Genomic DNA, 24,151 nt, shown 5'->3' on the forward strand with positions numbered 1-24,151 from the left:
GGCTGCCATCGGTCCCCACCCGCAATGACCGGCAGGAAGAAGGAGCCAGCGCGTGCTCGATCAAGGCGCACCCCCGCACGACCGCACAGCGACCGCCCCCGTGTCCCCGGGCCTCGCCGCGCGCCTCATGCGGCGCAAGCCCGTGGAACACCTGGTCGCGGAGGGCGGCCAGGGCGAGGGGGGCTCGCTGCGGCGCTCCCTCGGGCTGTGGCAGCTGACCATGATCAGCATCGGTGCCACACTCGGCACCGGCATCTTCGTCGTCCTCGGCAACGCCGTCCCGAAGGCGGGCCCGGCCGTCACCCTCGCCTTCGTGATCGCCGGTCTCACCGCGCTGTTCTCGGCCCTGTCCTACGCCGAGCTGGCGGGCACCATCCCGGTCTCCGGCTCCTCGTACTCGTACGCATACGCAACCATGGGCGAACTGATCGCCTGGGTCTGCGGCTGGTGTCTGCTGCTGGAGTACGGGGTCTCGGTGGCCGCCGTGGCCGTCGGCTGGGGCGAGTACCTGAACGAGCTGCTGGACGGCACGATAGGCGTGACCATCCCGACGGCCCTGGCGGCGCCGCCCGGCGACGGCGGCATCTTCAACCTGCCGGCGCTGATCGTCGTGATCCTCGCGATGGTGTTCCTGCTCGGCGGCGCCAAGGAGTCCGCGCGGGCCAACACCATCATGGTGTGCGTGAAGATCGCCGCGCTGATCCTGTTCTGCGCGATCGGCTTCATGGGCTTCAAGTCCGGCAACTACTCGAACTTCATGCCGCTCGGCATGGCGGGCGTCAGCGGCGCCGCCGGCACGCTGTTCTTCTCCTACATCGGCTTCGACGCCGCCTCCACCGCCGGTGAGGAGGCGAAGAACGCCCAGCGCGACCTGCCCCGCGCGATCATGCTGTCCCTGGTCATCGTGACCGCCCTGTACGTGCTGGTGGCCGCCGTCGCCGTGGGAGCCAAGCCGTGGCGGAGCTTCAACGGCTCCGAGGCCGCGCTCACCGAGATCATGAAGGACGTCACCGGGCAGAGCTTCTGGGGCACCCTGCTGGCCGCCTGCGCCGTCGTCGCCATCGCGAGCGTCGTCCTGACCGTGGTCTACGGCCAGACCCGCATCCTGTTCGCCATGTCCCGCGACGGCCTGGTGCCCAAGATCTTCTCCAAGGTCCACCCGAAGACCGGTGCGCCCCGCGCCAACACGGTGATCGTCTCCGTGTTCTGCGGTGTCCTCGCCGCCGCGATCCCGCTCGGTCAGCTGGCGGACGCCACCAGCATCGGCACGCTGTTCGCCTTCGCGCTGGTCAACGTCGCGGTCGTGGTGCTGCGCCGGACGCGCCCGCAGATGCACCGCACCTTCCGCGTCCCGCTGTCGCCGGTGCTGCCCGTGCTGGGCTTCGCCTTCTGCATCTGGATGATGGGCAGCCTGTCGGCCGTCACGTGGATCGTGTTCGGTGTCTGGATGGCTGTCGGGCTCGTGTTCTACTTCGTATACGGCTATCGCCGTTCCCGTCTCGCGGCCGGTGAGGATCTCGCGGTGGCGGCAGAGAAGTGACCGGACCGAAGAAGTGAACCACCCCCTGTGCTGAACGATCTCGACGAACGCATCGTGCACGCCCTCGCCGAGGACGCCCGCCGTTCCTACGCGGACATCGGGCAGATGGTCGGCCTGTCCGCGCCCGCCGTGAAGCGGCGCGTGGACCGGCTGCGCGCCACCGGAGCGATCACCGGATTCACCGTGCGGGTGGATCCGGCGGCGCTCGGCTGGGAGACCGAGGGGTACATCGAGATCTACTGCCGGCGCAACACCTCGCCGGACACCATTCAGCGGGGGCTGGAGCGGTACCAGGAGGTCGTGGCCGCGTCGACCGTCACCGGTGACGCGGACGCGATCGCCCAGGTCTTCGCGTCCGACATGCGTCACTTCGAGCGGGTGCTCGAGCGGATCGCCGGGGAACCTTTCGTCGAGCGGACCAAGTCGGTGCTGGTGCTGTCGCCGCTGCTGCGCCGCTTCTCCTCCGGGGCACCGGGGTAGGGCCCCACACGACCCGCGCTCGGCGGCGGTGAGCCGCCCGAGTCCTATTCCGCCGTCTTCCGCGCCAGCGCGTTGTTCCCGATCGAGTTGTACACACTGAAACTCACCGCGTCCGAGCGGTACCGGTCGTCCGACCACTCCACCGGGCGCCCCTCGCGGGTCGTCGTCACGCGCCGCACCCGCAGCAGCGGGCTGGTACGGCGCACACCCAGCAGCTCGGCGTCCTGCGCACCGGCCGCGACCGCGTCGATCACATGCTCCCCGTACGCGAAGACCAGGCCCGTGTCGTCGTACAGCCGCTGGGTGACCGAGGGACACTCCGGCTCGATCGCCTCGACCGCCGGGGAGATCCAGTCCGCGTACACGGTCCGTTCCAGCAGCACCGGTTCGCCGTCCAGGCCGCGTACCCGCAGCACGTGCAACACGGGCGCGCCGGCGGGCAGTTGGAGGCGTACGGCGTCCTCGTGGGTGGCCGGGCGGTACTCCTGCGTCACCACGTGGCCCGTGGCCTCGCGGCCCATCGCGCGGGCCCACTGGGCGAAGCTGCGCAGTTCCTCGAAGCTCTGGCTGCGGCGGCTGGCCAGCACGACGCGCCGGGCACCCTGACGGGAGCCGATCAGGCCCTCGGCGGTCAGGGTCGCGACGGCCTGGCGGACCGTGCCGCGCGAGACGCCGTAGTGCGCGGCGAGTTCCGACTCCGAGGGCAGGCGGCTGCCGACCGTGTACTGCTCGCGGTCGATCGCGCGCCGCAGTTCGTCGGCGATCTCCTCGTGTCGCGCCGTCATGCTTCCCCTCTGCTCAGGTCGCTGTGCACAGCGTGACCAGCCTAATCGAGACCGGAGCGTGATCTGCAACGGTCTGGATTGTGCAGCCAACCAGGGCTCAAAGTTTCGCTCCCGTTTACAGACAGGACACCGTGAGCGGGCGTACTGTGACGCAACTTGTTCAGACAAGTTCTCCGCACTGCCTCAACCCTCGTGTGCACCCCTGGAGAGACCGTGACCGTGTCCCTGCCGAGAAACGCCGTCCTCGGCGGCTGTATCGCCGTCGTCGCCGCGTTCGCGCTCAGCGCCTGCGGCGCCGCCCCCGACAACGCGTCCACCACCAAGGACGGCAAGAGCGCCGCCACCGCCACCTCCGCGGCCGACTTCGGCGGCATGGACGCCCTGGTCAAGGCGGCCAAGAAGGAGGGGACGCTGCACATCATCGCGGTGCCCCGCGACTGGGCCAACTACGGCGCCCTCATCGACGGATTCCAGAAGAAGTACGGAGTCAAGATCGACGACGAGAGCCCGGACGGCACCAGCCAGGACGAGATCAACGCCGTCACCTCCCGCAAGGGCCAGGACCGCGCCCCCGACGTCCTCGACCTGGGCAGCTCCTTCGCGCTGAGTGCCGCCCAGCAGGGCCTGCTCGCTCCCTACAAGGTCGCCTCCTTCGCCGACATCTCCTCGGCCCAGAAGGACCCGCAGGCCCGCTGGTACAACGACTACGGCGGCTACATCTCCATCGGCTGCGACGCCAAGCGCGTCAAGCAGTGCCCGACCAGCTTCAAGGACCTGCTCAAGCCCCGGTACAAGGGCCAGGTCGCCCTCAACGGCAACCCCACCAAGTCCGGTTCGGCCTTCGGCGGCGTCTACGCGGCGGCCCTCGCGAGCGGCGGCTCCTTCGACGACATCCAGCCCGGCCTGGACTTCTTCGGCAAGCTGAAGAAGAACGGCAACTACACGCCCGTCGAGTCCACCCCGGCCACCGTCGAGAAGGGCGAGACGCCCATCTCCATCGACTGGGACTACCTGAACGCCGGCTACGCCGACGAGTTCAAGTCCAAGGGCCTCGACTGGAAGGTCGCCATCCCGAGCGACGGCCAGTACGCCCAGTACTACTCCCAGGCCATCAACAAGGACGCCCCGCACCCGGCCGCCGCCCGGCTGTGGCAGGAGTACCTCTACAGCGCCGAGGGCCAGAACCTGTGGCTCAAGGGCTACGCCCGCCCGGCCCTGATGACCGCCATGGACAAGGCCGGCACCCTCGACAAGACCGCCGCCGCCAAGCTCCCGAAGGTCACCGGCACGCCGTCCTTCCCGACCGAGGACCAGCAGAGCAAGGCCAAGACGGTCATCGCCCAGGGCTGGGGGAAGGCCGTCTCCGGATGACCACCGCTCTTTCGCGCGTGGACGTGGCGCCCGTCGCTTCGGCGAAGCGACGGCGCCGCGCCCCCGGCTGGCTCGCCGTGCTGCCGCTGCTGGTGTTCACGGCCGTCGCCTTCGGGCTGCCGGCCGTCGCCATCCTCGACGGCGCCTTCACGGCCAAGGACGCCACCACGGGCGCCACCTCCTACACCGGCGCCAACATGACGGCCTCGCTGCAGGGCCCGTACCTCACCGCCCTGCTCGGCAGCGTCAAGCTGTCCGCGATCTCCGCCGCACTCGGCGCCCTGATCGGGCTGCCGCTCGCGCAGGCCGTGGTCAGCTCCCGCTCGCGCTGGCTGCGCGAGGCCGTGCTGACCGCCTCCGGCGTGCTCGCCAACTTCGGTGGCGTCCCGCTGGCCTTCGCCTTCGTCGCCACCCTCGGCAACGCGGGTGTGCTGACCGTGCACCTCGGCCTGAAGGACAGCGGCTGGGACCTCTACAGCTTCTGGGGCCTGGTCCTCGTCTACCTCTACTTCCTCATCCCGCTCATGGTCCTCACCATCACCCCGGCGCTCGACGGACTGCGCTCCCAGTGGCGGGAGGCCGCGCTGAACAACGGCGCCACCGGCGTCCAGTACTGGCGGCACGTGGCCCTGCCCGTGCTCGCTCCCTCGCTGCTCGGCGGTCTCGTCCTGCTCTTCGGCAGCGCCTTCGCCGCCTACGCCACCGCCGCCGCCATGGTCGGCAGCGCGGTCCCGCTGGTCACCCTGCAGATCGCCGACGCCCTGTCCGGCAACGTCCTGGTCGGCCAGGAGAACGTCGCACTCGCCCTCAGCCTCGACATGGTCCTGGTGGCGGGTCTGGTGATGGCCGTGTACCTGCCCCTACAGCGACGGAGTGCCCGATGGCTCGACGCCTGACCCTGTGGCGGTGGATCGTCCTCGGCCTCGCCGCCCTGTACTTCCTGGTACCGCTCGGCGCGTCCGTGATCTTCACCGTGGACGTGCCCGGCCAAGGTGTCACCTTCGACGCCTACACCAAGATCCTCTCCACCGACGGCTTCCTGACCAGCCTGCTGCTCTCGCTGGAGCTCGCCGTGGCCACCATCGCCGTCGTGCTGCTGCTGATGGTGCCCGCCATGGTCGCCCTGCGGCTCGGCGCGCCCCGGCTGCGGCCGGTGGTGGAGGTGGTGTGCTCGCTGCCGCTGGTGGTGCCGCCCATCGCGTTCGTCGCCGGGATCGCCACCGTCCTGAAGTGGGGCCCGGAGTACCTGTCGCGGACACCGCTGTTCGAGACCTTCGTGGTGATCCAGGACGACAGCTTCCCGGTCGTGCTGGTCCTCGCGTACGTCGTGATGGCCCTGCCGTTCGTCTACCGCGCCCTGGACGCCGGACTGCGCGCCATCGACGTACGGACCCTCGTCGAGGCCGCCCGCAGCTGCGGCGCCTCCTGGCCCCAGGCCCTCGTGCGGGCCGTCCTGCCCAATCTGCGCGGGGCCCTGCTGAACGCGGCCTTCCTCACCCTCGCCCTGGTGCTCGGCGAGTTCACCGTCGCCAGCCTGCTCGGCTTCCGGCCCTTCGCCGTGTGGATCTACGACGTCGGCGGCTCGCAGGCCCAGATGTCCGTCGCCGTGTCCGTGCTCAGCCTGCTCGTCACCTGGGCCCTGCTCCTCGCGCTCGCCGGTGCCGGCGGCCGCAACCGAACCGCTTCCTCCCGGGGATGACACACATGACCGCCACCCTGCCCGAGACCCTCGAAAAGGCCGCCACCGTCGAATTCCGGGGGCTGCGCCGTGAGTTCGGGACCACCGTCGCCCTCGACGGGCTCGACCTGACCGTACGCCCCGGAGAGTTCCTGGCCCTCCTCGGGCCGTCCGGCTGCGGCAAGACCACCGCGCTGCGGATGCTCGCCGGGTTCGAACACCCCGACTCCGGAGCCGTACTGGTGGACGGCGAGGACGTCACGCACGTCCCGGCCCACCGCCGTGACGCCGGCATGGTGTTCCAGTCGTACAGCCTCTTCCCGCATCTGAACGCCGTCGACAACGTGGCCTTCGGACTGCGCATGCGCAAGGTCCGCACGGCCCAACGACGGGCCCGCGCCGCCGAGTTGCTGGAACTGGTCGGCCTCGGCGACAAGGGCGAGCGCTACCCGCACCAGCTCTCCGGCGGCCAGCAGCAGCGCATCGCGCTGGCCCGCGCCCTCGCCCTGCGCCCGCGCGTGCTGCTGCTCGACGAGCCGCTGTCCGCCCTCGACGCCAAGGTGCGCCTGACCCTGCGCGAGGAGATCCGGCGGCTCCAGCAGGAACTCGGCATCACGACGCTCTTCGTCACGCACGACCAGGAGGAGGCCCTGTCGGTCGCCGACCGGGTCGCCGTCATGCGCGCCGGCCGGCTCGAACAGTGCGCGGAACCCGCCGAGTTGTACGGCCGCCCCGCCACCGCCTTCGTCGCCGAGTTCGTCGGCACCATGAGCCGGATCCCGGGCGAGCTGACGGACGGCACGGTCCAGGTGCTCGGGCAGCGGCTGCCGGCCGACGGCGAGGTGCCCGACGGCGCGGTGGACGTGCTGGTGCGGCCCGAGGCCGTCCGGGTCCACCCGGACGAGCAGGGCAGCGCCCGCCTCGTCGCCACCGCCTTCCTCGGCGCGGTCGTCCGCGCCACCGTCCGGCTCGCCGACGGCACCGAGGTCAAGGCCGACCTGCCCGCGCACGAGGCCACCGGGCTCGGCGCCGGAACCGCCGTCGGCGTGTCGCTGCCGGAGCGGCCGGTGCTCGTGTCCGAACGTATCCAGAAGTGAGGAATGACCGAACGTGACCCCCCACACCTTCGAACTCCCGCTCCAGGCCGTCCTGTTCGACATGGACGGCACGCTCGTCGACACCGAGCGGCTGTGGTGGGAGGCGGTCGAGCAGGTCGCCGGACGCGCGCTGACCGAGGCCGACCAGCCGGACGTGCTCGGCCGCCCGGTCGAGCACACCGCGGCCTGGCTCGCCGAGCCCACCGGCAGAGGGGCCGCCGACCTCGCGGCCGACCTGCACCGCGAGTTCGCCGACCGCGTCCGCACCGGCATCGTGCCCCGGCCCGGCGCGCTGGAGCTGCTGGACGCGCTGGCCGCCACCGGCGTCCCCGCCGCCCTGGTCACCGCGTCCCCGCGGGCGGTCGCCGACGTCGTCCTCGACGCCCTGGGTGCCGAGCGCTTCTCGGCGTCCGTCACCGCCGACGACACCGCCCGCACCAAGCCCGCTCCCGACCCCTACCTCGCGGCCTGCCGGGCCCTCGGTGTCGACCCGGGCGGCTGCGTGGCCGTCGAGGACACCGAGACCGGTGTGGCGTCGGCCGAGGCCGCCGGCTGCGCCGTGCTCGCCGTGCCGTCCCTCGCGCCGATCGGTACGGCACCAGGCCGGACCGTGCGGGAGAGTCTCGCCGGGGTCACGGTCGAGGAGCTGCGGGAGATGGCCGCGCCCGAACTCCGGGTCATGAGCTGGAACCTGTGGCTGGGCGGCAGCGCGGTCGACGACCACCGCGCCAAGCAGCTCAAGGTCATCCTGGACAGCGGCGCCGATGTCGTCGGACTCCAGGAGACGGGCGGAACCGCCGCCCAGGAGCTGGCCGAGGCGCTCGGCTGGCACCACCACCGGGCCGGCGAGAACCTCGGCGTCATCAGCCGGCACCCGATCACCGCCCGCTTCGGCGATCCGGACGTCGGCTTCTACGGCGCCGCCGGCGTCCGGATCGCCGTCGCGCCCGGCCGCGAGGTCGACGTGTGGACCGCGCATCTGCACTACACGCCGTACGGCCCCTACGAGTCCGCCTTCGACGGGCTGCCGGCCGCCGAGCTGATCGCCCACGAGGAGCTGCGGCTGGCGCAGATGCGGGACGCGCTGGGCCGGATCGCGAAGTCCTCGGCCCCGGGCGTCCCGGCGGTCCTCGTCGGCGACTTCAACTGCCCCTCGCACCTGGACTGGCCGGACGTCGCCTGGCCGGTGACGCAGGCCGCCGAGGACGCGGGCTTCAGCGACTCCTATCGCGAGGTCCACCCGGACCCCGCCGCCGAGCCCGGCCACACCTGGTCGCCCGTCCACCCCGAGCACGAGGACGGCGGCGGGCGGCCCGAGCCGCAGGACCGGATCGACTACGTGCTGCACCGGGGCCTGACCGTGCGCGACGCGCGAACCCTCGTCACCGGCACCCCGCGGCCGTGGCCGGACGTCGCGGACAACGAATGGCCCTCCGACCACGCGGCGGTCCTCACGACCTTCGCCGTGACCCGCATGTGACCGGGGGTTACCGCAGGTCACCGTTGCGGTACGGGGTGACCATCCCGTAGGTTGTGCCGAACTTTCTACTGACTGGTAACACCGGCAGGTATTCCATGCGCTGGCCCCTCGGCCGTTCCACCACTGTCCGCACGCGGATCGTGGCGCTCGCGCTCGCCCCGGCCGTCGCGCTGATGGCGCTGTGGAGTTTCGCCATGGTGTCCGTCACCGCCGAACTGCGCGCGCTGATCCGGCTCCAGGGGGTGTACGAGGACTTCGGCACCCCCGTGGACACCGCGATCGGGCAGATCCAGATCGAGCGCCGGATGTCCGCCGCCTACCTCGGTGCCCGTCTGGACACGGCCACCGCCGGCGACCTGCTCGGACAGCAGCGCCGCACCGACCGGGCCGTCGAGGCGATGCGGGAGGCGGTCCGGGACGGCGACCGCAGCCGGCTCACGGCACGGCAGCGCCAGGCACTGGACACGATGGTCACCGCCACCGGCGGGCTGGAGGGGCTGCGCACACAGGTGCTGTCCCGGCACATCACCTGGGACCGGGCCGTGGACCGGTACAGCGCGCTCGTCGAGCCCGGCTTCGACGTGCAGTCCACGCTCACCGCACTGCAGGCCGGACAGCTCGCCCGTGAGGCACAGGTCGTCATCGAGCTGGTGCGGGTACGGGAGTTCGTCTCGCGGGAGGACGCGCTGGTCGCCGGGGCACGGGCGGCCGGCACGCTGACCGACCGGCAGTACGACAGCCTGACCGCGACCATCGAGGACCGGCGCGTGTTCCAGCGCACGTACGTGCCGGACCTGCCCGCCGACTCGCGGGCGCTGTTCGAGGACTTCCAGCGAGCAGAGCAGTACGGCTCGCTGGTGCGCGGGGAGGACGCGCTGCTGAGGGCCGGGGCCGCCGGCGCCGCGAAGGCCGTCGCCGCGGACACCTGGCGGTCCACCACCGACCGGGCCGTCGTGCGGTACCGGGAGCTGTGCACCACCGCCGCCGAGAACTCCGCCGCACGGGGCCGGGCCTTCGCCTACCGGGAGCTGACCAAGGCGGCCGTGGTCGGCGTGGTGGGACTCGGCGCCGTCGGGCTCTCCCTGTGGTCCGCGGTGCGTGGTGCGCGGCGCATCTCACGGCGCCTGGAGACCCTGCGGGACGCGGCCGACGTCCTGACCAGGGACCAACTCCCCGATGTCATGCGCCGACTGAGCGCCGGCGAGGAGGTGGACGCGCTCGCCGAGGCGCCGCCGCTGGCCGCCGACGAGGTCCGCGACGACGAGATCGGACAGGTCGGCCGTTCCTTCAACACCGCGCGGCTCGCCGCCGTCGAGGCCGCCGTCAGACAGGCCGGCCTGCGCCGCGGTCTGTTCGCGGTTCTGCTCAACATCGCACGGCGCAACCAGGCCCTCGTCCACCGGCAGCTGAAGCTGGTCGACACCCTGGAACGGCGCACGGACGACCCCGATGTGCTGCGCGAGCTGTTCCGCATCGACCACCTCACCACGCGTATGCGCCGGCACGCGGAGAGCCTGATCATCCTCTCCGGCGCCACGCCCGGCCGGCGCTGGCGGCGGCCCGTGCCGCTCGCGGACGTGGTCGCTTCGGCCGTCGGTGAGATCGAGGACTACGCGCGCGTGGTGGTGCCGCCGATGCCGGAGACCGGCGTCGCGGCGGACGCGGTCGCCGACGTCGTCCACCTCGTCGCCGAACTGCTGGAGAACGCCACGGTGTTCTCGCCGCCGCACACCCAGGTCACCCTGCGCACGGGGCCGGTCGGCGGCGGGTTCGTGCTGGAGATCGACGACCGGGGGCTCGGCCTCGACGCCGAAGCACGCGAGGAGGCCCACGGCACGCTCACCGACCCCGACGCCTTCGACCCCACCCGCCACGACCGGCTGGGCCTCTACGTCGTCGGCCGCCTCGCCGCCCGGCACGGCATCGAGGTGACCCTGCGGGACTCGCCGTACGGGGGGACGACGGCGGTGGTCCTGCTGCCGGAGGCCGTGCTGGCACAGGTGGATCCGGTGGTGCCCGCGCCACGGGAGCAGGGGGCCGCCGTACACACGTTGCCGTCCAGGACGCGATCCGCTGCACGGGCCGGGCAGCCGAGCTCGGCCGGGGCGGAGCCGCCGCCGCGGAACCGGCTCGTGTCCCTGCCCACGCCGGGCCCTGGGGCCGAGCCGTCGCCGGGGGAGCGGCCCTCGTTCTCACCCCTGTCCGGGCCCACTTCCACCCCTGGTCCGCAGGACGTCTCCGAGTCGCCGACGGCCCCGCCCGCTCTGCCCACCCGGATCCGGCAGGCGTCGCTCGTGCCGGAGCTGCGGGACGACCCGCCGGCCCGGGAGAGCGCGGCCGGGGCGGAGCTGGACGCCGAGGAGATGCGGGCGATCTTCGGCGCCTTCCAGCGCGGCCTCGACCGTGGCCGCAAGGGCCTGCCGGCGACCGATACGGCTGTCCGCAGCTCCGACCCGGCAGAACCCACGGCCCCACCGCCCCACCGAACCGCGGGCACCCAGCCGGCCGGCCCCCAGACCGCGGGCACGCAGACCGCGGGCACCCAGACCGCGGGCACCCAGACCGCGGGCACCAGCGAGCCCCGCCCCCAGCTCCCCGCACCCGTTCCCCCCACCGCGCAGGCGCCCGACGAAGCTCCCGTGCCCGATGGCGCGGGCGGCGCCTCCACCGGTGCCGACTGCCGATCCGTGACCAGCCACGCCGACGAAGGGACCGACACCGATCATGACCGGTGACGACCAGAACCCCGAGCCGCAGGGTGTGCCCGCGGCCGCGCCCGGCGCGGACCTCGGCTGGCTGCTGGACGACCTCGTGGCGCGTACGGAGCACGTCCGCCAGGCCGTGCTGCTCACCGCCGACGGCCTCCCGCTCAGCAGCTCGCAGGGGATGCGCCGGGCGGACATCGAGCATCTGTCCGCCGTCTGCTCCGGCTTCCACAGCCTCGCCCGCTCCGCGGGCGAGCGGTTCGCCGCGGGCGGGGTACGGCAGACCATGGTGATGCTCGAGGACGCCTACCTCTTCATCACCCCGGCCGGACACGGCAGCCGGCTCGCCGTGCTCAGCGAGGCCCGCACCGATGTCGGCCAGCTCGGCCACGAGATGGCCCTGCTCGTCCGCCGCCTCGGCCGCCACCTGGACGCGGCCGTCCGCAACCCCAGCTGATCCCGCGGTGAGCGACGAACACTGGTACGAGGACGAGACCGGGTCGATGGTGCGCCCCTACACGGTGACCCGCGGCCGCACCCGGCCCTCGGGCGGGCACGCCATCGACCTGATGTCCCGGGTCACCGCGCTGGACACCGACACGCCGGGGCCGGACCTCGACCACGCCCGGGCCGCCCTGCTCGACCTGATCCGGCGCGGCCCGCGCCCCGTCGTGGAGCTGGCCGCGGACGCCGATCTGCCGCTCACCGTCGTCCGGGTCCTGCTCGGCGACCTGGCCGAGGCGGGCCTGGTCCGCATCGACGAGCCGCGCCGCCTCCCGGCCGGCGGCCCGGCCGCCGACCCGGGGCTGCTGCGGGAGATCGTGCAGCGCCTGCGGGAGATCTAGGCGAGCCGCGGCCGGCGTCCGGTGGCCGAACCTAGAGCTTCGGCTGCCAGGGCACGACCGTGAAGTCACCCGTACCCTGCTCGACCTTCTCGAACGGGGCCGACGACACACACGGCGGCAGATTCTTGGTGTCCGTGGGGCTGCCCACCCCCGCCCAGCTGTAGCCCAGCCGGTCGTGCCGGCCGAGGTCGTGGACCGTGACCCCGACCCGCTTGCCCTTCGCCCCCGGCAGGTCGGACGCGGTGATCACACCGGAGACGACGGCGACCGGGCCGCCGGTGACCAGGCAGTCGACCCTGGCCTTGGCCCAGGCCCCCTGACCGTGCAGGTAGTGGCTGAACTCGAAGGTGCCGGTGGCCTTGCGCGGGTTCATGTTGTCCTTCTGCGCCAGATGCGCGTCGAAGCTGAAGGTGATGTCGTCCCCGGCCGACCGGTACAGCTTGGCCGTACCCGTCAGGGCGGCGGCCTCCCGCTGGGGGTGGTAGGCCCCGCCGCCCGAGGCCAGGGCCGCCCCGGCCGTTCCGGCGGTGATCAGCAGGGCGGCGGTGAGGGTGACGGCAGCGATCTTCGTACGACGCTTCATGGCGGTCCTTTCCGCAGGTCAAAAGCGTGAACTGAACGCTCACCACTCTCCCGGCGGCGGGCATCCCGCACATCGCCCCGCGGGCGGGACCCCACCTCCGCCATCCGGCGGGGAACCCCGGCCGTGACCTGCGCCCCAGGGAGGACGGGAACCGGCCCCGAGGGCGCGCAACGAATCGCCGCCCGACCCGCCCGTCACGCAACGAACCGCGCACAGGCGCGCAACGGCTCCTTCTTGTCCGGCCGAGCGCGCCGACCGTACCTTCTTCATGGCCCCGAAAAACGTTCCCGGCCCGCTGTTCCGTCCCCCAGAACCCTCTTTCCGGTGAGGAACCCGCATGCGCACCGCCCTGCTCCAGAGCTCCGGCCGCCCCGGCTCGATCGCCGAGAACCTCAAGGTCCTCGACGCCGCCGCGGGCCGTGCCGCCGCCGGGGGAGCCGCGCTGCTCGCCGCACCGGAGATGTTCCTGACCGGCTACGCCATCGGCGACGACATCGCCCGCCTCGCCGAGCCGGCCGACGGCGACTCCGCCGACGCGATCGCCGAGATCGCCACCCGGCACGGCCTGGCGATCGCCTACGGCTACCCGGAGCGGGACGGCGAGACCGTCTACAACTCCGCCCAGCTCGTCTCGGCCGACGGCTCCCGCCTCGCGAACTACCGCAAGACCCACCTCTTCGGCTGTGCCGAGCGCGAGCACTTCACCCCCGGCGAGCAGTCGCTCGTCCAGGCCCGGCTGGGTGGTCTGACCGTCGGCATCATGATCTGCTACGACGTCGAGTTCCCGGAGAACGCGCGCGCCCACGCCCTGGCCGGCACCGACCTGCTCGTCGTGCCGACGGCGAACATGCACCCGTTCCAGTTCGTCGCCGAAGCCATGGTGCCGGTGCGTGCCTGGGAGAACCAGATGTACGTGGCGTACGTCAACCGGGTCGGCCACGAGGGCGAGTTCGAGTTCTTCGGGCTCTCCGCCCTCGCCGGGCCCGACGGCATCGCCCGTACCCGCGCCGGCCGCGGTGAGGAACTGGTCCTCGCCGACGTCGACCCCGCCTTCCTGGCCGCCTCCCGCGAGGCGAACCCGTACCTGAAGGACCGCCGCCCCGGTCTGTACGGGTCCCTGGTCTGAACCCCCCGAGCCTTCCCCCGAGTCACCCCCGCGCAAGGAGTCCGTACCCCATGACGTCCACGGTGCCCAACGCCGTCGAGCACACCGACGAGCAGCAGCCGCCGATCACCATGTTCGGCCCGGACTTCCCCTACGCCTACGACGACTTCCTCGCCCACCCGGCGGGCCTCGGCCAGATACCCGCGACCGAGCACGGCACCGAGGTCGCGGTCATCGGCGGCGGCCTGTCCGGCATCGTGGCCGCGTACGAGCTGATGAAGATGGGCCTCAAGCCCGTCGTCTACGAGGCCGACCAGATCGGCGGCCGGCTGCGCACGGTCGGTTTCGAGGGCTGCGACGAGTCGCTGACTGCCGAGATGGGCGCGATGCGCTTCCCGCCGTCCTCGACCGCCCTGCAGCACTACATCGACATGGTGGGCCTGGAGACCACGCCCTTCCCGAACCCGCTGGCCGAGGCCACCCCCTCGACCGTCGTGGACCTCAAGGGCGAGTCGCACTACGCCGAGACCGTCGACGACCTGCCCCAGGTCTACCGGGACGTCGCCGACGCCTGGAACAAGTGCCTGGAAGAGGGCGCGGACTTCTCCGACATGAACCGCGCCATGCGTGAGCGGGACGTTCCGCGCATCCGCGAGATCTGGGCGAAGCTGGTCGAGAAGCTCGACAACCAGACCTTCTACGGCTTCCTCTGCGACTCCGAGGCCTTCAAGTCCTTCCGGCACCGCGAGATCTTCGGCCAGGTCGGCTTCGGCACCGGCGGCTGGGACACCGACTTCCCGAACTCCATCCTGGAGATCCTGCGCGTCGTCTACACCGAGGCCGACGACCACCACCGCGGCATCGTCGGCGGCTCCCAGCAGCTGCCGCTGCGCCTGTGGGAGCGCGAGCCGGAGAAGATCGTCCACTGGCCGTACGGGACCTCTCTGCAGTCCCTGCACGTGGACGGCGAGCCCAAGCCCGCCGTGACCCGGCTGCACCGCACGGCGGGCAACCAGATCACCGTGACGGACGCGAACGGCGACATCCGCACCTACAAGGCGGCGATCTTCACCGCCCAGTCCTGGATGCTGCTGTCCAAGATCGCCTGCGACGACTCGCTGTTCCCGATCGACCACTGGACCGCGATCGAGCGCACCCACTACATGGAGAGCTCCAAGCTCTTCGTCCCGGTCGACCGGCCGTTCTGGCTGGACAAGGACGAGGAGACGGGCCGGGACGTCATGTCGATGACGCTGACCGACCGCATGACCCGCGGCACCTACCTGCTGGACGACGGCCCGGACAAGCCCGCCGTGATCTGCCTGTCCTACACCTGGTGCGACGACAGCCTGAAGTGGCTGCCGCTGTCCGCGAACGAGCGGATGGAGGTCATGCTGAAGTCGCTCGGCGAGATCTACCCGAAGGTCGACATCAGGAAGCACATCATCGGCAACCCGGTGACCGTCTCCTGGGAGAACGAGCCCTACTTCATGGGCGCGTTCAAGGCCAACCTGCCCGGCCACTACCGCTACCAGCGGCGCCTGTTCACGCACTTCATGCAGGACCGGCTGCCCGAGGACAAGCGGGGCATCTTCCTCGCCGGCGACGACATCTCCTGGACGGCCGGCTGGGCCGAGGGCGCGATCCAGACCGCGCTGAACGCGGTCTGGGGCGTCATGCACCACTTCGGCGGCACCACCGACGCGGCCAACCCCGGCCCGGGTGACGTCTACGACGAGATCGCCCCTGTGGAGCTGCCCGAGGACTGACCCAGGAGCGAGCAAGGACCAAGGCGCGGGCGGCCGGACTCAGATTCCGGCCGCCCGCGCCTTTTCAAACACCTCCGCGGCGACGTCCTTGAGCTCACGCGCGTCCCGCGCGTTGCCCTGGAGGTCGACGAGGATCTCCTCCAGGCCGATCGCCGCGTGCTCCGCCAGGTCCTCGACGATCTGGTCGACACTGCCCTGGAAGGGCCGGCGGTCCGCGCCCTCGTACGCCTTGGGCAGGCGGACGGTGTTCACCCGCAGGACCGTCCGGATCGGCTCCGTACGCCCCCGCTGCTCGGCCAGCTCCCGCACCTGGCGCCACTGGGCCGCGACCTGCTCGGCGCCCATGCCCACCGGAAGCCAGCCGTCGGCGTGGTCCACCAGCCGCCGCCACGCCCGCCTGTTGCCCGCGGCCAGCATGACCGGGATCGGCCGTGCCGGCTTGGGACCGACGACGGCGGAGGCGATCCTGGTCAACCGCCCTTCGTACACGACCGGATCCGGACCCCACACGGCCCGGCACACCTCGATGATCTCGTCCAGTGCGGCGCCCCGCTCCTCGAACGGCCGAACGGCCGAGGCCGCGTACTCGTCCAGGGACCAGCCGGTACCGAAGCCCGCGATCACCCGGCCCCCGCTCGCCGCGTCCAGCGAGGCCAGGGCCTTGGCGAGCTGGAACGGCACGTGCAGCGGTGCCACCAGGACGCTGGAACCCAGCTCCGCCCGCTCCGTGGCCGCCGCGGCCAGGGCGAGGGTGACCAGCGGGTCCGCCACGTCCCGGTACTCGTCGGGCCAGGGCAGGCCCTCGATGCCGTACAGGCCCTGGGTGGCCGGCTCGGGGAACAGGGCGCGCTCGAAGACCCACAGGCTGTCATAGCCGATGGCCTCGGCGGCGCGTGCCACGTCGGGCACGTCCCTTCCGATGGAGTACTGGCGCATCTGGGGGAGGCTGAGGCCGAGCCTGGTCGCCATACCGCTGCTCCTCTGCGATCGGGTACGCACCGGTCAACGTAGGGTCCGCACCGGGCAGTTCCGGAGGCGGCGCGCGGCGAAAGGATCAGGCCACCTCAGTCGGTCAGGGGGGTGAGCAGCATCCGCCCCGCGAACCCCACCGCCGCGTCCAGCCGCTGCGTGAACTCCTCGGCCACGTCGTCGCAGTGGCGCAGCGCCCACAGGGCCCGTGCCGTCACCCAGGTCGCGTCCCGGGCCCGCTCCAGGCTCCAGGAGCCCAGCAGATGGGTGAGCGGATCGGCGATCTGGAGCAGGTCGGGACCCGGCATCAGATCCTCGCGGATGCGCTCCTCCAGCGAGACGAGGAGTTCACCCACCCGGTCGAACTCGTCCTCCAGATCGGGTGGTTCGCAGCCGAGCGTACGACAGGCGTCCACCACGGCGAGCGCCAGGTCGTGCCCGATGTGCGCGTTGATGCCCGCCAGCGCGAACTGCAGCGGCCGTACCCCGGGATGGCGGCGCAGCTGGAACAGCGGACGCCAGCAGGCGGGCGGCCGGCGGTCCGCGACCGACGCGTCGACCGCCGTCAGATACCGCTCGGCGAACCGCACGTCCAGCGCGATCGCCGCCCGTGGGTCCGGGAACTCCCCGGCGTTCAGGCGCCGGTCGATCTCCTCGGTGACGGTGAGGTAGACGCGGTTGAACACGGCGACACCGTCCCGCTCGGGCAGCGCCGCGTCGAGGGCGCGCATCCGTAAGACGACCGTGTCGACCGGAGTGGTGAAGTGTTCCAACTGCGTCATGGGGGAAGGGTCCCAGCCCTGGGCCGACGGGCGTGCCGACCGGCCCGGTGCTTCGCCGGAACGGGGGAACGGACGGCGAGCCGCGGATGCGAGGGGGGAACGGCACCGTGTCAGGCTTACGTACCCGGCGTCTTGCCGAGCGCCGGGCCGCGCGCAGGCGTGCCGTGCGGCGCGGCGTGATGGTCGCGGCGGCTTCGGTGGTGACCCTGGTCGGCTCGGTCACCGGGACCGTCGCCGCGCTCGGCTCCGGCCACGGCACCGGCCGGCCCCGTACCGAGGTGGCCCGCCCGCCGGCCCTGGCACCCGCGCCGGGGCCGTCCACCCCGTCGCCAGGCGAGCCCGCCGCAGGCAGGCCGACGCCGGCTCCACCGAGCCGGACACCCACCCTCATACCCCGGCCCACTCCCACCGCCGCCCCCACGCCGACCAGCCGGAAGCAGCGCACCGGGCCCGTGTCGCCCTTCCTGTACCGCCACCCCGGCTCCCAGGTGCTGGACTGGGTCCGCGCCCACCCCGGCGACCCGCGGGCCGCCGTCATCGCCTCCCGGATCGCCGACCGGCCGGCCGCGGTGTGGTTCACCGACCCGGACCCGGACGCCGTCACCGCCCGGGTGCGCACGGTCACCGCGGACGCGACGGCGCGGGGCGAAGTCCCGGTGCTCGTGCCGTACGCGATTCCCGACCGCGACTGCGGCGGCGCCTCCGGGGGCGGCGCGCCGGATCTCGTGGCCTATGACGCCTGGGTCGACGCCTTCGCGCGGGGGCTGGGCCAGGGCGAGGTGATCGTCATCCTGGAGCCGGACTCGATCGCCCAGTCCGGCTGTCTGCCGGAGGCCGTTCGCGCGGCCAGGTTCGCCTCGCTGGCCCGCGCCGGCCGGGTGCTGAAGGCCGCCGATCCGCGGGCGCGTGTCTACTACGACGCCGGCCACTCCGGCTGGAACCCGCCGGCCGAGCAGGCCGCCCTGCTGCGACGGGCGGGAGCGGCGGCCGCGGACGGTGTCTTCAGCAACGTCTCCAACTTCCGCACCACGGCCGACGAGATCGCCTACGACCGTCAGGTCCTCGACGCGCTCGCCGGCCCGCCGAGCCTCGGAGCGGTGATCGACACCAGCCGCAACGGCAACGGCGCCCCGCCGGACGGCCGGTGGTGCGACCCGGCCGGCCGGAAGCTCGGCCGGGTCCCGACCCTGGCCACCGGCGAGCCGCGGATCGACGCCTACCTGTGGGTCAAACTGCCGGGGGAGTCCGACGGCTGCCGGGGCGCGGCCGGCACGTTCACGCCCTCGTACGCCTACGACTTGGCGCGCGGAGCCTCCTGAGCGTCGTAGGTCGAGGTGCCCTCGTCCAGCAGGGGCTCCTGCGTCTTCAGATGCGCCGGGGCGAAGGCGCGCAGCGCGTGGTAGCCGGTGATGACGACCAGGGTTCCGAGGGCGATGCCGCTGAGCGAGAAGGTGCTGGTGAACTTCATGCTCACGTTGCCGACGCCGATGATGATGCCCGCGGCGGCCGGCACCAGGTTCAGCGGGTTGCGCAGGTCGACCCTGGCGTTGAGCCAGATCTGGGCGCCGAGCAGGCCGATCATGCCGTAGAGGATCACGGTGATGCCGCCGAGGACACCGCCCGGGATCGCGGCCACGACCGCGCCGAACTTGGGGCAGACACCGAAGAGCAGCGCGAAACCGGCGGCGGCCCAGTAGGCGGCGGTGGAGTAGACGCGGGTGGCGGCCATCACGCCGATGTTCTCGGAGTAGGTGGTGTTCGGCGGGCCGCCCACCGCGGTGGACAGCACGGACGCGACGCCGTCCGCCGAGATCGCCGTACCGAGCTTGTCGTCCAGCGGGTCGCCGGTCATCTCGCCGACCGCCTTGACGTGGCCCGCGTTCTCGGCGACCAGGGCGATGACGACCGGCAACGCCACCAGGACCGCCGACCACTGGAAGGACGGACCGTGGAAGTGCGGCAGGCCGATCCAGTCGGCCTTGGAGACACCGGAGAGGTCGAGCCGCCAGTGGTCGGTGACCTTGCCGCCCGGGCTCATGGAGTGGATCTTGCCGAAGATCCGGTCGAAGGCCCAGGAGACGCCGTAGCCGAAGACCAGTCCGAGGAAGATCGCGATGCGGGACCAGAAGCCGCGCAGGCAGACCACGGCCAGGCCCGTGAACAGCATGACCAGCAGGGCCGTCCACTGGTCCTGCGGCCAGTAGGTGGCGGCGGTCACCGGGGCGAGGTTGAAGCCGATCAGCATGACGACCGCACCGGTGACGATCGGTGGCATGGCCGCGTGGATGATCCGCGCGCCGAAGCGCTGCACGGCGAGGCCCACCAGGAACAGCACCACGCCGACGACCAGGACCGCGCCGGTCACGGTGGCACTCGTACCGCCCTGTGCGCGGATGACGGCGGCCACGCCCACGAAGGACAGGGAGCAGCCCAGATAACTCGGCACCCGGCCGCGGGTGGCGAGCAGGAAGATCGCGGTCGCCACGCCCGACATCATGATGGCCAGGTTCGGGTCGAGGCCCATCAGCACCGGCGCCACGAACGACGCGCCGAACATGGCGACCACGTGCTGGGCGCCCAGGCCCACCGTGCGGGGCCAGGAGAGCCGTTCGTCGGGGCGTACCACCGCTCCGGGTGCGGGCGTGCGCCCGTCACCGTGCAGTTTCCAGCGCACGCCGAGATCCATGGTGGGGTTTCGCTTTCTCACGTCTGTGAAGGGGTTCCGGACCATTGTCACGGGTATCTCGCGGCTCTTCGCTCGCACGGTCCTGTTCGTGAACTTCGCTCATGTACGAGAACGCTCCACCGGAGGGGTCTTCTGAGCGGTCGCTTAGTATGAATCGTCAACATCAGCGATGTTCAGGAGCCCCTCCCGTGACCGCCGAAGCCCCGATCGCGCCCGCCGTCGCCTACGGCCGGCTGATCCCCGTCACCGTCCACTTCGACGACCTCGACGCCCTGGGACTCCTGCACAACGCCCGCTACCCGCTGATGGTCGAGCGCGCCTGGACCGAGCTGTGGAACGAGCACGGCGTCCGCTTCGACGGCGACTGGCATGCGGCCGGCGACGCCTGCAACGCGGTGCGCGAGCTGCGCATCGGCTACGAGGCGCCGGTGACCCGCCCCGGCACCTACGCCGTCCACCTCTGGCTGGAACGGCTCGGGACCACCGGCCTGACCTACGGCTTCCGGTTCTGCTCGGCCGATGGCACCCGGACCTACGCCCAGGGGGCCCGGGTGCTGGTCCGGCTGGACGCCACGACCCTGCGGCCCACGCCGTGGACCGACGCCTTCAGGGCCGTGGGCCGGGAACTGCTGCGGCCCGCGGACTGACCTCCTCGCGGCCGCCGGGTGCGGCGGTGCGCAGCACGCCCGCGAACACCGCGAGTCCGCACGCCAGCGCCGTCACCACGCAGAACGACACCACCAGGCTGGTCGCCTGGGCCACCCCGCCGATCAGGCTCGGCGCGATCAGCCCCGAGGTGTAGGTGATCGTCGCCACGCCCGCTATGGCCTGGCTCGGGTTCGGCCCGGCGTGCCCGGCCGCCGCGAAGCACAGCGGTACGACCACCGCGATGCCGAGCCCCATCAGCGCGAACCCGGCCATCGCGACCGCCGGCCGGCCGGCGAGGACGATCAGCAGCCCGCCCAGCACGGCCAGGACGCCGCTGGCGCGGACGGTGCGGACCGCGCCGTACCGGTTCACCACCGCGTCCCCGGCGATGCGGGCCACCGCCATCGTCAGCATGAAGCCGGTCGTGCAGGCCGCCGCGACCGCGGCCGAACCGCCCAGCCGGTCCCGCAGGAACACCGCCGACCAGTCCAGGCTCGCGCCCTCCGCGAAGACCGCGCAGAAGCCGACCGTGCCGATCAGCAGCGCCGAGCGCGGCGGCAGCGTGAACCGCGGCGGCGGCTCCTCGTCGTCGGCCGGCTGCAGGTCCAGCACCCAGGCGCAGGCCACCCCGCCGAGCACGGTGAGCACGGCCGCGGAGAGCGCGAAGTGCAGCCGGGCGTCCGAGCCGAGGTGCGCCGCGAGCGTGCCGGCCGCCGAGCCCGTCAGGGCACCCGCGCTCCACATGCCGTGCAGCCCCGACATGATCGACTTGCCGAGCAGCCGCTCGACCTCGACCCCGAGCGCGTTCATCGCCACGTCGGCCATGCCCGCGCTCGCCCCGTAGGCGAACATCGCCAGGCACAGGGTGGACAGGTTCGGCGCGAGGGACGGCAGCACCAGGGAGAGCGTCCACAGCGCGAGCAGCCCGCGCAGGGCCGTACGGCTGCCGAAGCGGTGGCTGATCCGGCCCGCCAGCGGCATCGCGCACGACGCGCCGAACGCCGTGAAGGCCAGTGCGAAGCCCAGCCGGCCCGCGCCCAGTGAGGCGTGGTCCTGGATCCACGGCACCCGGGTGGCGAACGTGCCGGTCACGGCGCCGTGCACGGCGAACACGGCCGCCACGGCGTACCGGGCGCGCCTCACCTCACCGCGCGCGAAGCCCACGTCACTCATGGTCCGGTCCCTCCCCACAGGTCGCCCTCGCGGACGCGCCGTAAACTATCAGGAACCCTGCCTGATAGATAGGCGGTTCTACGGCCACCGTCGGCGTTCCCCGGCGCGTGGATCTGGGAGGATTCCCGCCATGCCTGCATCACCCAGCACCGCCCGGGCCATCAACGACCGCTTGGCCCTGCGGCTGTTGCAGCAGCAAGGCCCGCTCACGGCAGGGCAGTTGAAGCAGCTGACCGGTCTGTCCCGGCCCACGGTCGCCGACCTCGTGGAACGGCTCACCGCCGCCGGGCTGATCACCGTCGTCGGCGAGGCCGGCGAACAGCGTCGCGGCCCCAACGCCCGGCTGTACGGCATCGTCGCCGACCGGGCCCACCTGGCCGCGCTCGACGTCCGCACCGGGGGCGTCTTCGTGCTGGTCTCCGACCTGGTCGGCCGGGTCCTCGCCGAGGCGTCCGTGCCGATCGGCGGGGACACCGGGACCGGACCCGCCGTGGAACAGGCGGTGGCCACGGTGGAGCGGACCGCGAAGGAGGCCGGGGCGGACCGGCTGCACACCGTCGGCATCGGCGCGCCCGGGCTCGTCGACCCGGCCACCGGCGATCTCCGTGACTCCGGTGGACTGCCCGCCTGGCACCGCAGCCTGGCCGCCGCCCTGCAGGAACGGCTGTCCGGGGCCCGCGTCACCGTGGAGAACGAGACCAATTTGGCCGCCCTGGCCGAACAGCGCGAGGGCGCCGCCCGGGACCGGGACACCTTCGTCCTGCTCTGGCTGGGCCATGGCGTCGGCGCGGCGGTCGTCCTCGACGGCACGCTCCGTCGCGGCGCCTCGGGAGGCACGGGCGAGATCGGCTTCCTGCCGGTCCCGGGCACCACCTCACTGCCCTCCGCCGGTGACTGCGACGGAGGGTTCCACTCGCTGGCCGGCGCGGCGGCGATCGGTGCTCTGGCGGCCGAGTGCGGCCTGCCGGTACCGGCCGCGATGGACGGACCGGGCGCGGCGGTGGTGCTGCGGGCGGCCGTGGCGGAGCTGGCCGGGCAGCAGAGCGGTTCGGCCGCGGGCCCGGCGGGGGAGCCGGGTACGCCTCGGGCGGGGGAGGAGGGCGCGGCAGGCGCGGCCCCTTTGGCAGCGGCACGGCCCGCCGGCCGGTTCCTGCACGCCCTGGCCGACCGGATCGCCCTCGGCGCCGCGTCCGTGGTGGCGGTGCTCGACCCCGGTTGCGTGGTGCTCGGCGGGGAGGCCGGGCAGGCCGGCGGCGCGGTGCTCGCCGGACTGGTCCAGGACCGGCTCCGCCGGATGTCGCCCCTGCTCACCGAGGTCCGGGCGAGCACCCTCGGCGGCGCGGCGGTGCTGCGCGGAGCCCTCCTGACAGCCCGGGACCGCGCCCAGGAGGAGCTGTTCGCGCGGCCCTAGCCCGGTGCGGCCGGTCGACCGGATCACCCCGGGCCGCGCGCCCGCCTACGGATGCGACCGCCCCCGGCGCCGTCGGCCGGCCCCTGTCCCGAAGGGGCGCCCGGTCACCCGCCTCGCGTCAGCCGCCGAACCGCCGCCCCAGATACTCCTCGAACGTGGTCTTCCCCACGGCCTGTTCCGGCGCCAGCAGTCCGCCCGCGCGGGCGGCGCGATAGGTTCCGCCGAACAGCGGAACCCTGCGGACCGCCCGGCGCCGGCCGGTCGCGCGGAGGTAGGAGCGGGCCAGGGAGTCCAGGGTCCGCACCTCGGGGCCGCCCATGTCCGCCACCCGCCCGGCCGGAGCGGCGAGCGCCAGCCCGGCCAGCCGGTCCGCGACTTCCTCCACCTCCACCGGCTGGTCCTGCACGCCGGCCGGGACCAGCAGCACGGGCGCCTTGGCCAGCCCGCCCAGGACCGAGACCAGCAGGTCGTGGAACTGGGTCGCGCGCAGGACGGTCCAGCCGAGCCCCGACGTCTCGATCTGCCGCTCCACGGCCAGCTTGGTCTTGTAGTAGCGGAGCGGCACCCGGTCGACACCGACGATGGAGATGTAGACCAGATGCCCCACCCCGGCCCGCCGCGCCGCCGCGATCAGCTGTTCGGCCGCCTCCTCGTCCCCGCCCCGCGGACTGCTCGCGCAGTGCACCACGGTCTCCACGCCGGCGAGCGCCGCGTCGAGGCCGCTGCCGCCCACGCGCAGATCGACGGCGTACGGCCGCGTGTGCCGGCTGAGCACCCGCACCTCGTGTCCGTCCGCCCGCAGCCGCGCCGTCACGCACCGGCCGAGCGTGCCGGTGCCGCCGGTCACCAGGATCGTGGTCATGCCGTACCTGTCCCTCCGGACTCCGGGGCGCCCCGGTCGGGGTGCCCTCCTCCGGATGAGACCGGGCGGGCCTCCGTGAACGTGACATGCCTCGGTGGCCCCGCCCGGCCGGCGGCGGTCGGTGGTGGTCCGGCGGCGGGCAAGGGCCGTCGTCACCGCCGCCGGACCCGTCCGCACCCTAA

Annotated in this window: 22 protein-coding genes; 15 read left to right on the forward strand and 7 right to left on the reverse strand. The window is 72.7% G+C overall.

Annotated elements, in window-relative coordinates; translation table 11 throughout:
- Positions 1-52: 52 nt before the first annotated feature.
- On the forward strand, positions 53-1,540 hold the full coding sequence (locus IE244_RS35365; RefSeq protein WP_191877677.1) for an amino acid permease: 1,488 nt from the start codon (positions 53-55) through the stop codon (positions 1,538-1,540).
- A 27-nt stretch (positions 1,541-1,567) separates the two neighbouring features.
- Complete coding sequence (locus tag IE244_RS35370) at positions 1,568-2,020, forward strand: Lrp/AsnC family transcriptional regulator (RefSeq protein ID WP_031174468.1); 453 nt, start codon at positions 1,568-1,570, stop codon at positions 2,018-2,020.
- A gap of 44 nt (positions 2,021-2,064) precedes the next feature.
- Here IE244_RS35370 and IE244_RS35375 read toward each other — a convergent pair whose 3' ends face one another.
- Positions 2,065-2,805: a GntR family transcriptional regulator gene (locus IE244_RS35375; protein WP_191877678.1), complete on the reverse strand. Its 741-nt coding sequence runs from the start codon at positions 2,803-2,805 to the stop codon at positions 2,065-2,067.
- Positions 2,806-3,018: 213 nt separating this feature from the next.
- On the opposite strand from IE244_RS35375, the gene IE244_RS35380 reads away from it, so the two are divergent.
- From IE244_RS35380 to IE244_RS35415, 8 genes are all read left to right on the forward strand, one after another.
- Positions 3,019-4,176, forward strand: a complete 1,158-nt coding sequence (locus IE244_RS35380; RefSeq protein WP_191877679.1) for an ABC transporter substrate-binding protein — start codon at positions 3,019-3,021, stop codon at positions 4,174-4,176.
- Positions 4,173-5,072, forward strand: coding sequence for an ABC transporter permease (locus IE244_RS35385; RefSeq protein WP_191877680.1), 900 nt, complete (start codon positions 4,173-4,175; stop codon positions 5,070-5,072). Before IE244_RS35380 ends, IE244_RS35385 begins: the two co-directional genes overlap by 4 nt.
- Positions 5,057-5,875, forward strand: a complete 819-nt coding sequence (locus IE244_RS35390) for an ABC transporter permease (RefSeq protein WP_191877681.1) — start codon at positions 5,057-5,059, stop codon at positions 5,873-5,875. The genes IE244_RS35385 and IE244_RS35390 overlap by 16 nt, the downstream gene beginning before the upstream one ends.
- Before the next feature lie 5 nt (positions 5,876-5,880).
- Complete coding sequence (locus IE244_RS35395; protein ID WP_191877682.1) at positions 5,881-6,951, forward strand: ABC transporter ATP-binding protein; 1,071 nt, start codon at positions 5,881-5,883, stop codon at positions 6,949-6,951.
- 13 nt (positions 6,952-6,964) lie between these two features.
- Positions 6,965-8,431 (forward strand): HAD-IA family hydrolase, encoded by a 1,467-nt coding sequence (locus tag IE244_RS35400; RefSeq protein ID WP_191877683.1) that lies wholly within the window; start codon positions 6,965-6,967, stop codon positions 8,429-8,431.
- 95 nt (positions 8,432-8,526) lie between these two features.
- Complete coding sequence (locus tag IE244_RS35405; protein WP_191877684.1) at positions 8,527-11,166, forward strand: sensor histidine kinase; 2,640 nt, start codon at positions 8,527-8,529, stop codon at positions 11,164-11,166.
- Entirely contained in the window at positions 11,156-11,593 is a 438-nt protein-coding gene (locus tag IE244_RS35410; RefSeq protein WP_191877685.1) for a roadblock/LC7 domain-containing protein, read from the forward strand. Before IE244_RS35405 ends, IE244_RS35410 begins: the two co-directional genes overlap by 11 nt.
- 7 nt (positions 11,594-11,600) lie before the next feature.
- Positions 11,601-11,981 carry a DUF742 domain-containing protein gene (locus IE244_RS35415; protein WP_229854603.1) on the forward strand — a complete coding sequence of 127 codons (381 nt, stop codon included), beginning with the start codon at positions 11,601-11,603 and terminating at the stop codon, positions 11,979-11,981.
- A gap of 31 nt (positions 11,982-12,012) precedes the next feature.
- Here the strand turns inward: IE244_RS35415 and IE244_RS35420 are convergent, their stop codons facing one another.
- Positions 12,013-12,564, reverse strand: a complete 552-nt coding sequence (locus tag IE244_RS35420) for a Repetin (protein ID WP_191877687.1) — start codon at positions 12,562-12,564, stop codon at positions 12,013-12,015.
- A gap of 337 nt (positions 12,565-12,901) precedes the next feature.
- Here IE244_RS35420 and IE244_RS35425 point away from each other — a divergent pair, with 337 nt between their 5' ends.
- A complete protein-coding gene (locus IE244_RS35425) occupies positions 12,902-13,690 on the forward strand; it encodes a carbon-nitrogen hydrolase family protein (RefSeq protein WP_191877688.1) in 789 nt (262 codons plus the stop codon).
- 50 nt (positions 13,691-13,740) lie between these two features.
- Positions 13,741-15,438 (forward strand): flavin monoamine oxidase family protein, encoded by a 1,698-nt coding sequence (locus tag IE244_RS35430; protein ID WP_191877689.1) that lies wholly within the window; start codon positions 13,741-13,743, stop codon positions 15,436-15,438.
- 39 nt (positions 15,439-15,477) lie between these two features.
- Here the strand turns inward: IE244_RS35430 and IE244_RS35435 are convergent, their stop codons facing one another.
- Together IE244_RS35435 and IE244_RS35440 are read right to left on the reverse strand one after the other, a co-directional pair.
- Positions 15,478-16,407: a TIGR03619 family F420-dependent LLM class oxidoreductase gene (locus tag IE244_RS35435; protein WP_191877690.1), complete on the reverse strand. Its 930-nt coding sequence runs from the start codon at positions 16,405-16,407 to the stop codon at positions 15,478-15,480.
- A 95-nt stretch (positions 16,408-16,502) separates the two neighbouring features.
- Entirely contained in the window at positions 16,503-17,189 is a 687-nt protein-coding gene (locus tag IE244_RS35440; protein ID WP_191877691.1) for a DUF5995 family protein, read from the reverse strand.
- Positions 17,190-17,368: 179 nt separating this feature from the next.
- On the opposite strand from IE244_RS35440, the gene IE244_RS35445 reads away from it, so the two are divergent.
- Positions 17,369-18,508, forward strand: a complete 1,140-nt coding sequence (locus IE244_RS35445; protein WP_191877745.1) for a glycoside hydrolase family 6 protein — start codon at positions 17,369-17,371, stop codon at positions 18,506-18,508.
- Here the strand turns inward: IE244_RS35445 and IE244_RS35450 are convergent.
- Complete coding sequence (locus IE244_RS35450) at positions 18,481-19,875, reverse strand: uracil-xanthine permease family protein (protein WP_191877744.1); 1,395 nt, start codon at positions 19,873-19,875, stop codon at positions 18,481-18,483. The two genes, IE244_RS35445 and IE244_RS35450, sit on opposite strands and share 28 nt — an antisense overlap.
- 188 nt (positions 19,876-20,063) lie before the next feature.
- Here IE244_RS35450 and IE244_RS35455 point away from each other — a divergent pair, with 188 nt between their 5' ends.
- The gene (locus IE244_RS35455; RefSeq protein WP_031174450.1) at positions 20,064-20,522 is read left to right on the forward strand and encodes an acyl-CoA thioesterase; all 459 of its coding nucleotides are present in this window, start codon (positions 20,064-20,066) and stop codon (positions 20,520-20,522) included.
- Here IE244_RS35455 and IE244_RS35460 read toward each other — a convergent pair.
- Entirely contained in the window at positions 20,482-21,696 is a 1,215-nt protein-coding gene (locus IE244_RS35460) for an MFS transporter (RefSeq protein WP_191877692.1), read from the reverse strand. The two genes, IE244_RS35455 and IE244_RS35460, sit on opposite strands and share 41 nt — an antisense overlap.
- Positions 21,697-21,826: 130 nt before the next feature.
- On the opposite strand from IE244_RS35460, the gene IE244_RS35465 reads away from it, so the two are divergent.
- A complete protein-coding gene (locus IE244_RS35465) occupies positions 21,827-23,107 on the forward strand; it encodes an ROK family transcriptional regulator (protein WP_191877693.1) in 1,281 nt (426 codons plus the stop codon).
- Between the two features lie 118 nt (positions 23,108-23,225).
- Here the strand turns inward: IE244_RS35465 and IE244_RS35470 are convergent, their stop codons facing one another.
- Positions 23,226-23,969: an SDR family oxidoreductase gene (locus IE244_RS35470; RefSeq protein ID WP_191877694.1), complete on the reverse strand. Its 744-nt coding sequence runs from the start codon at positions 23,967-23,969 to the stop codon at positions 23,226-23,228.
- Between the last annotated feature and the right edge of the window lie 182 nt (positions 23,970-24,151).

The organism is Streptomyces filipinensis (genome assembly GCF_014649495.1).
Taxonomy (GTDB): Bacteria; Actinomycetota; Actinomycetes; order Streptomycetales; family Streptomycetaceae; genus Streptomyces; species Streptomyces filipinensis.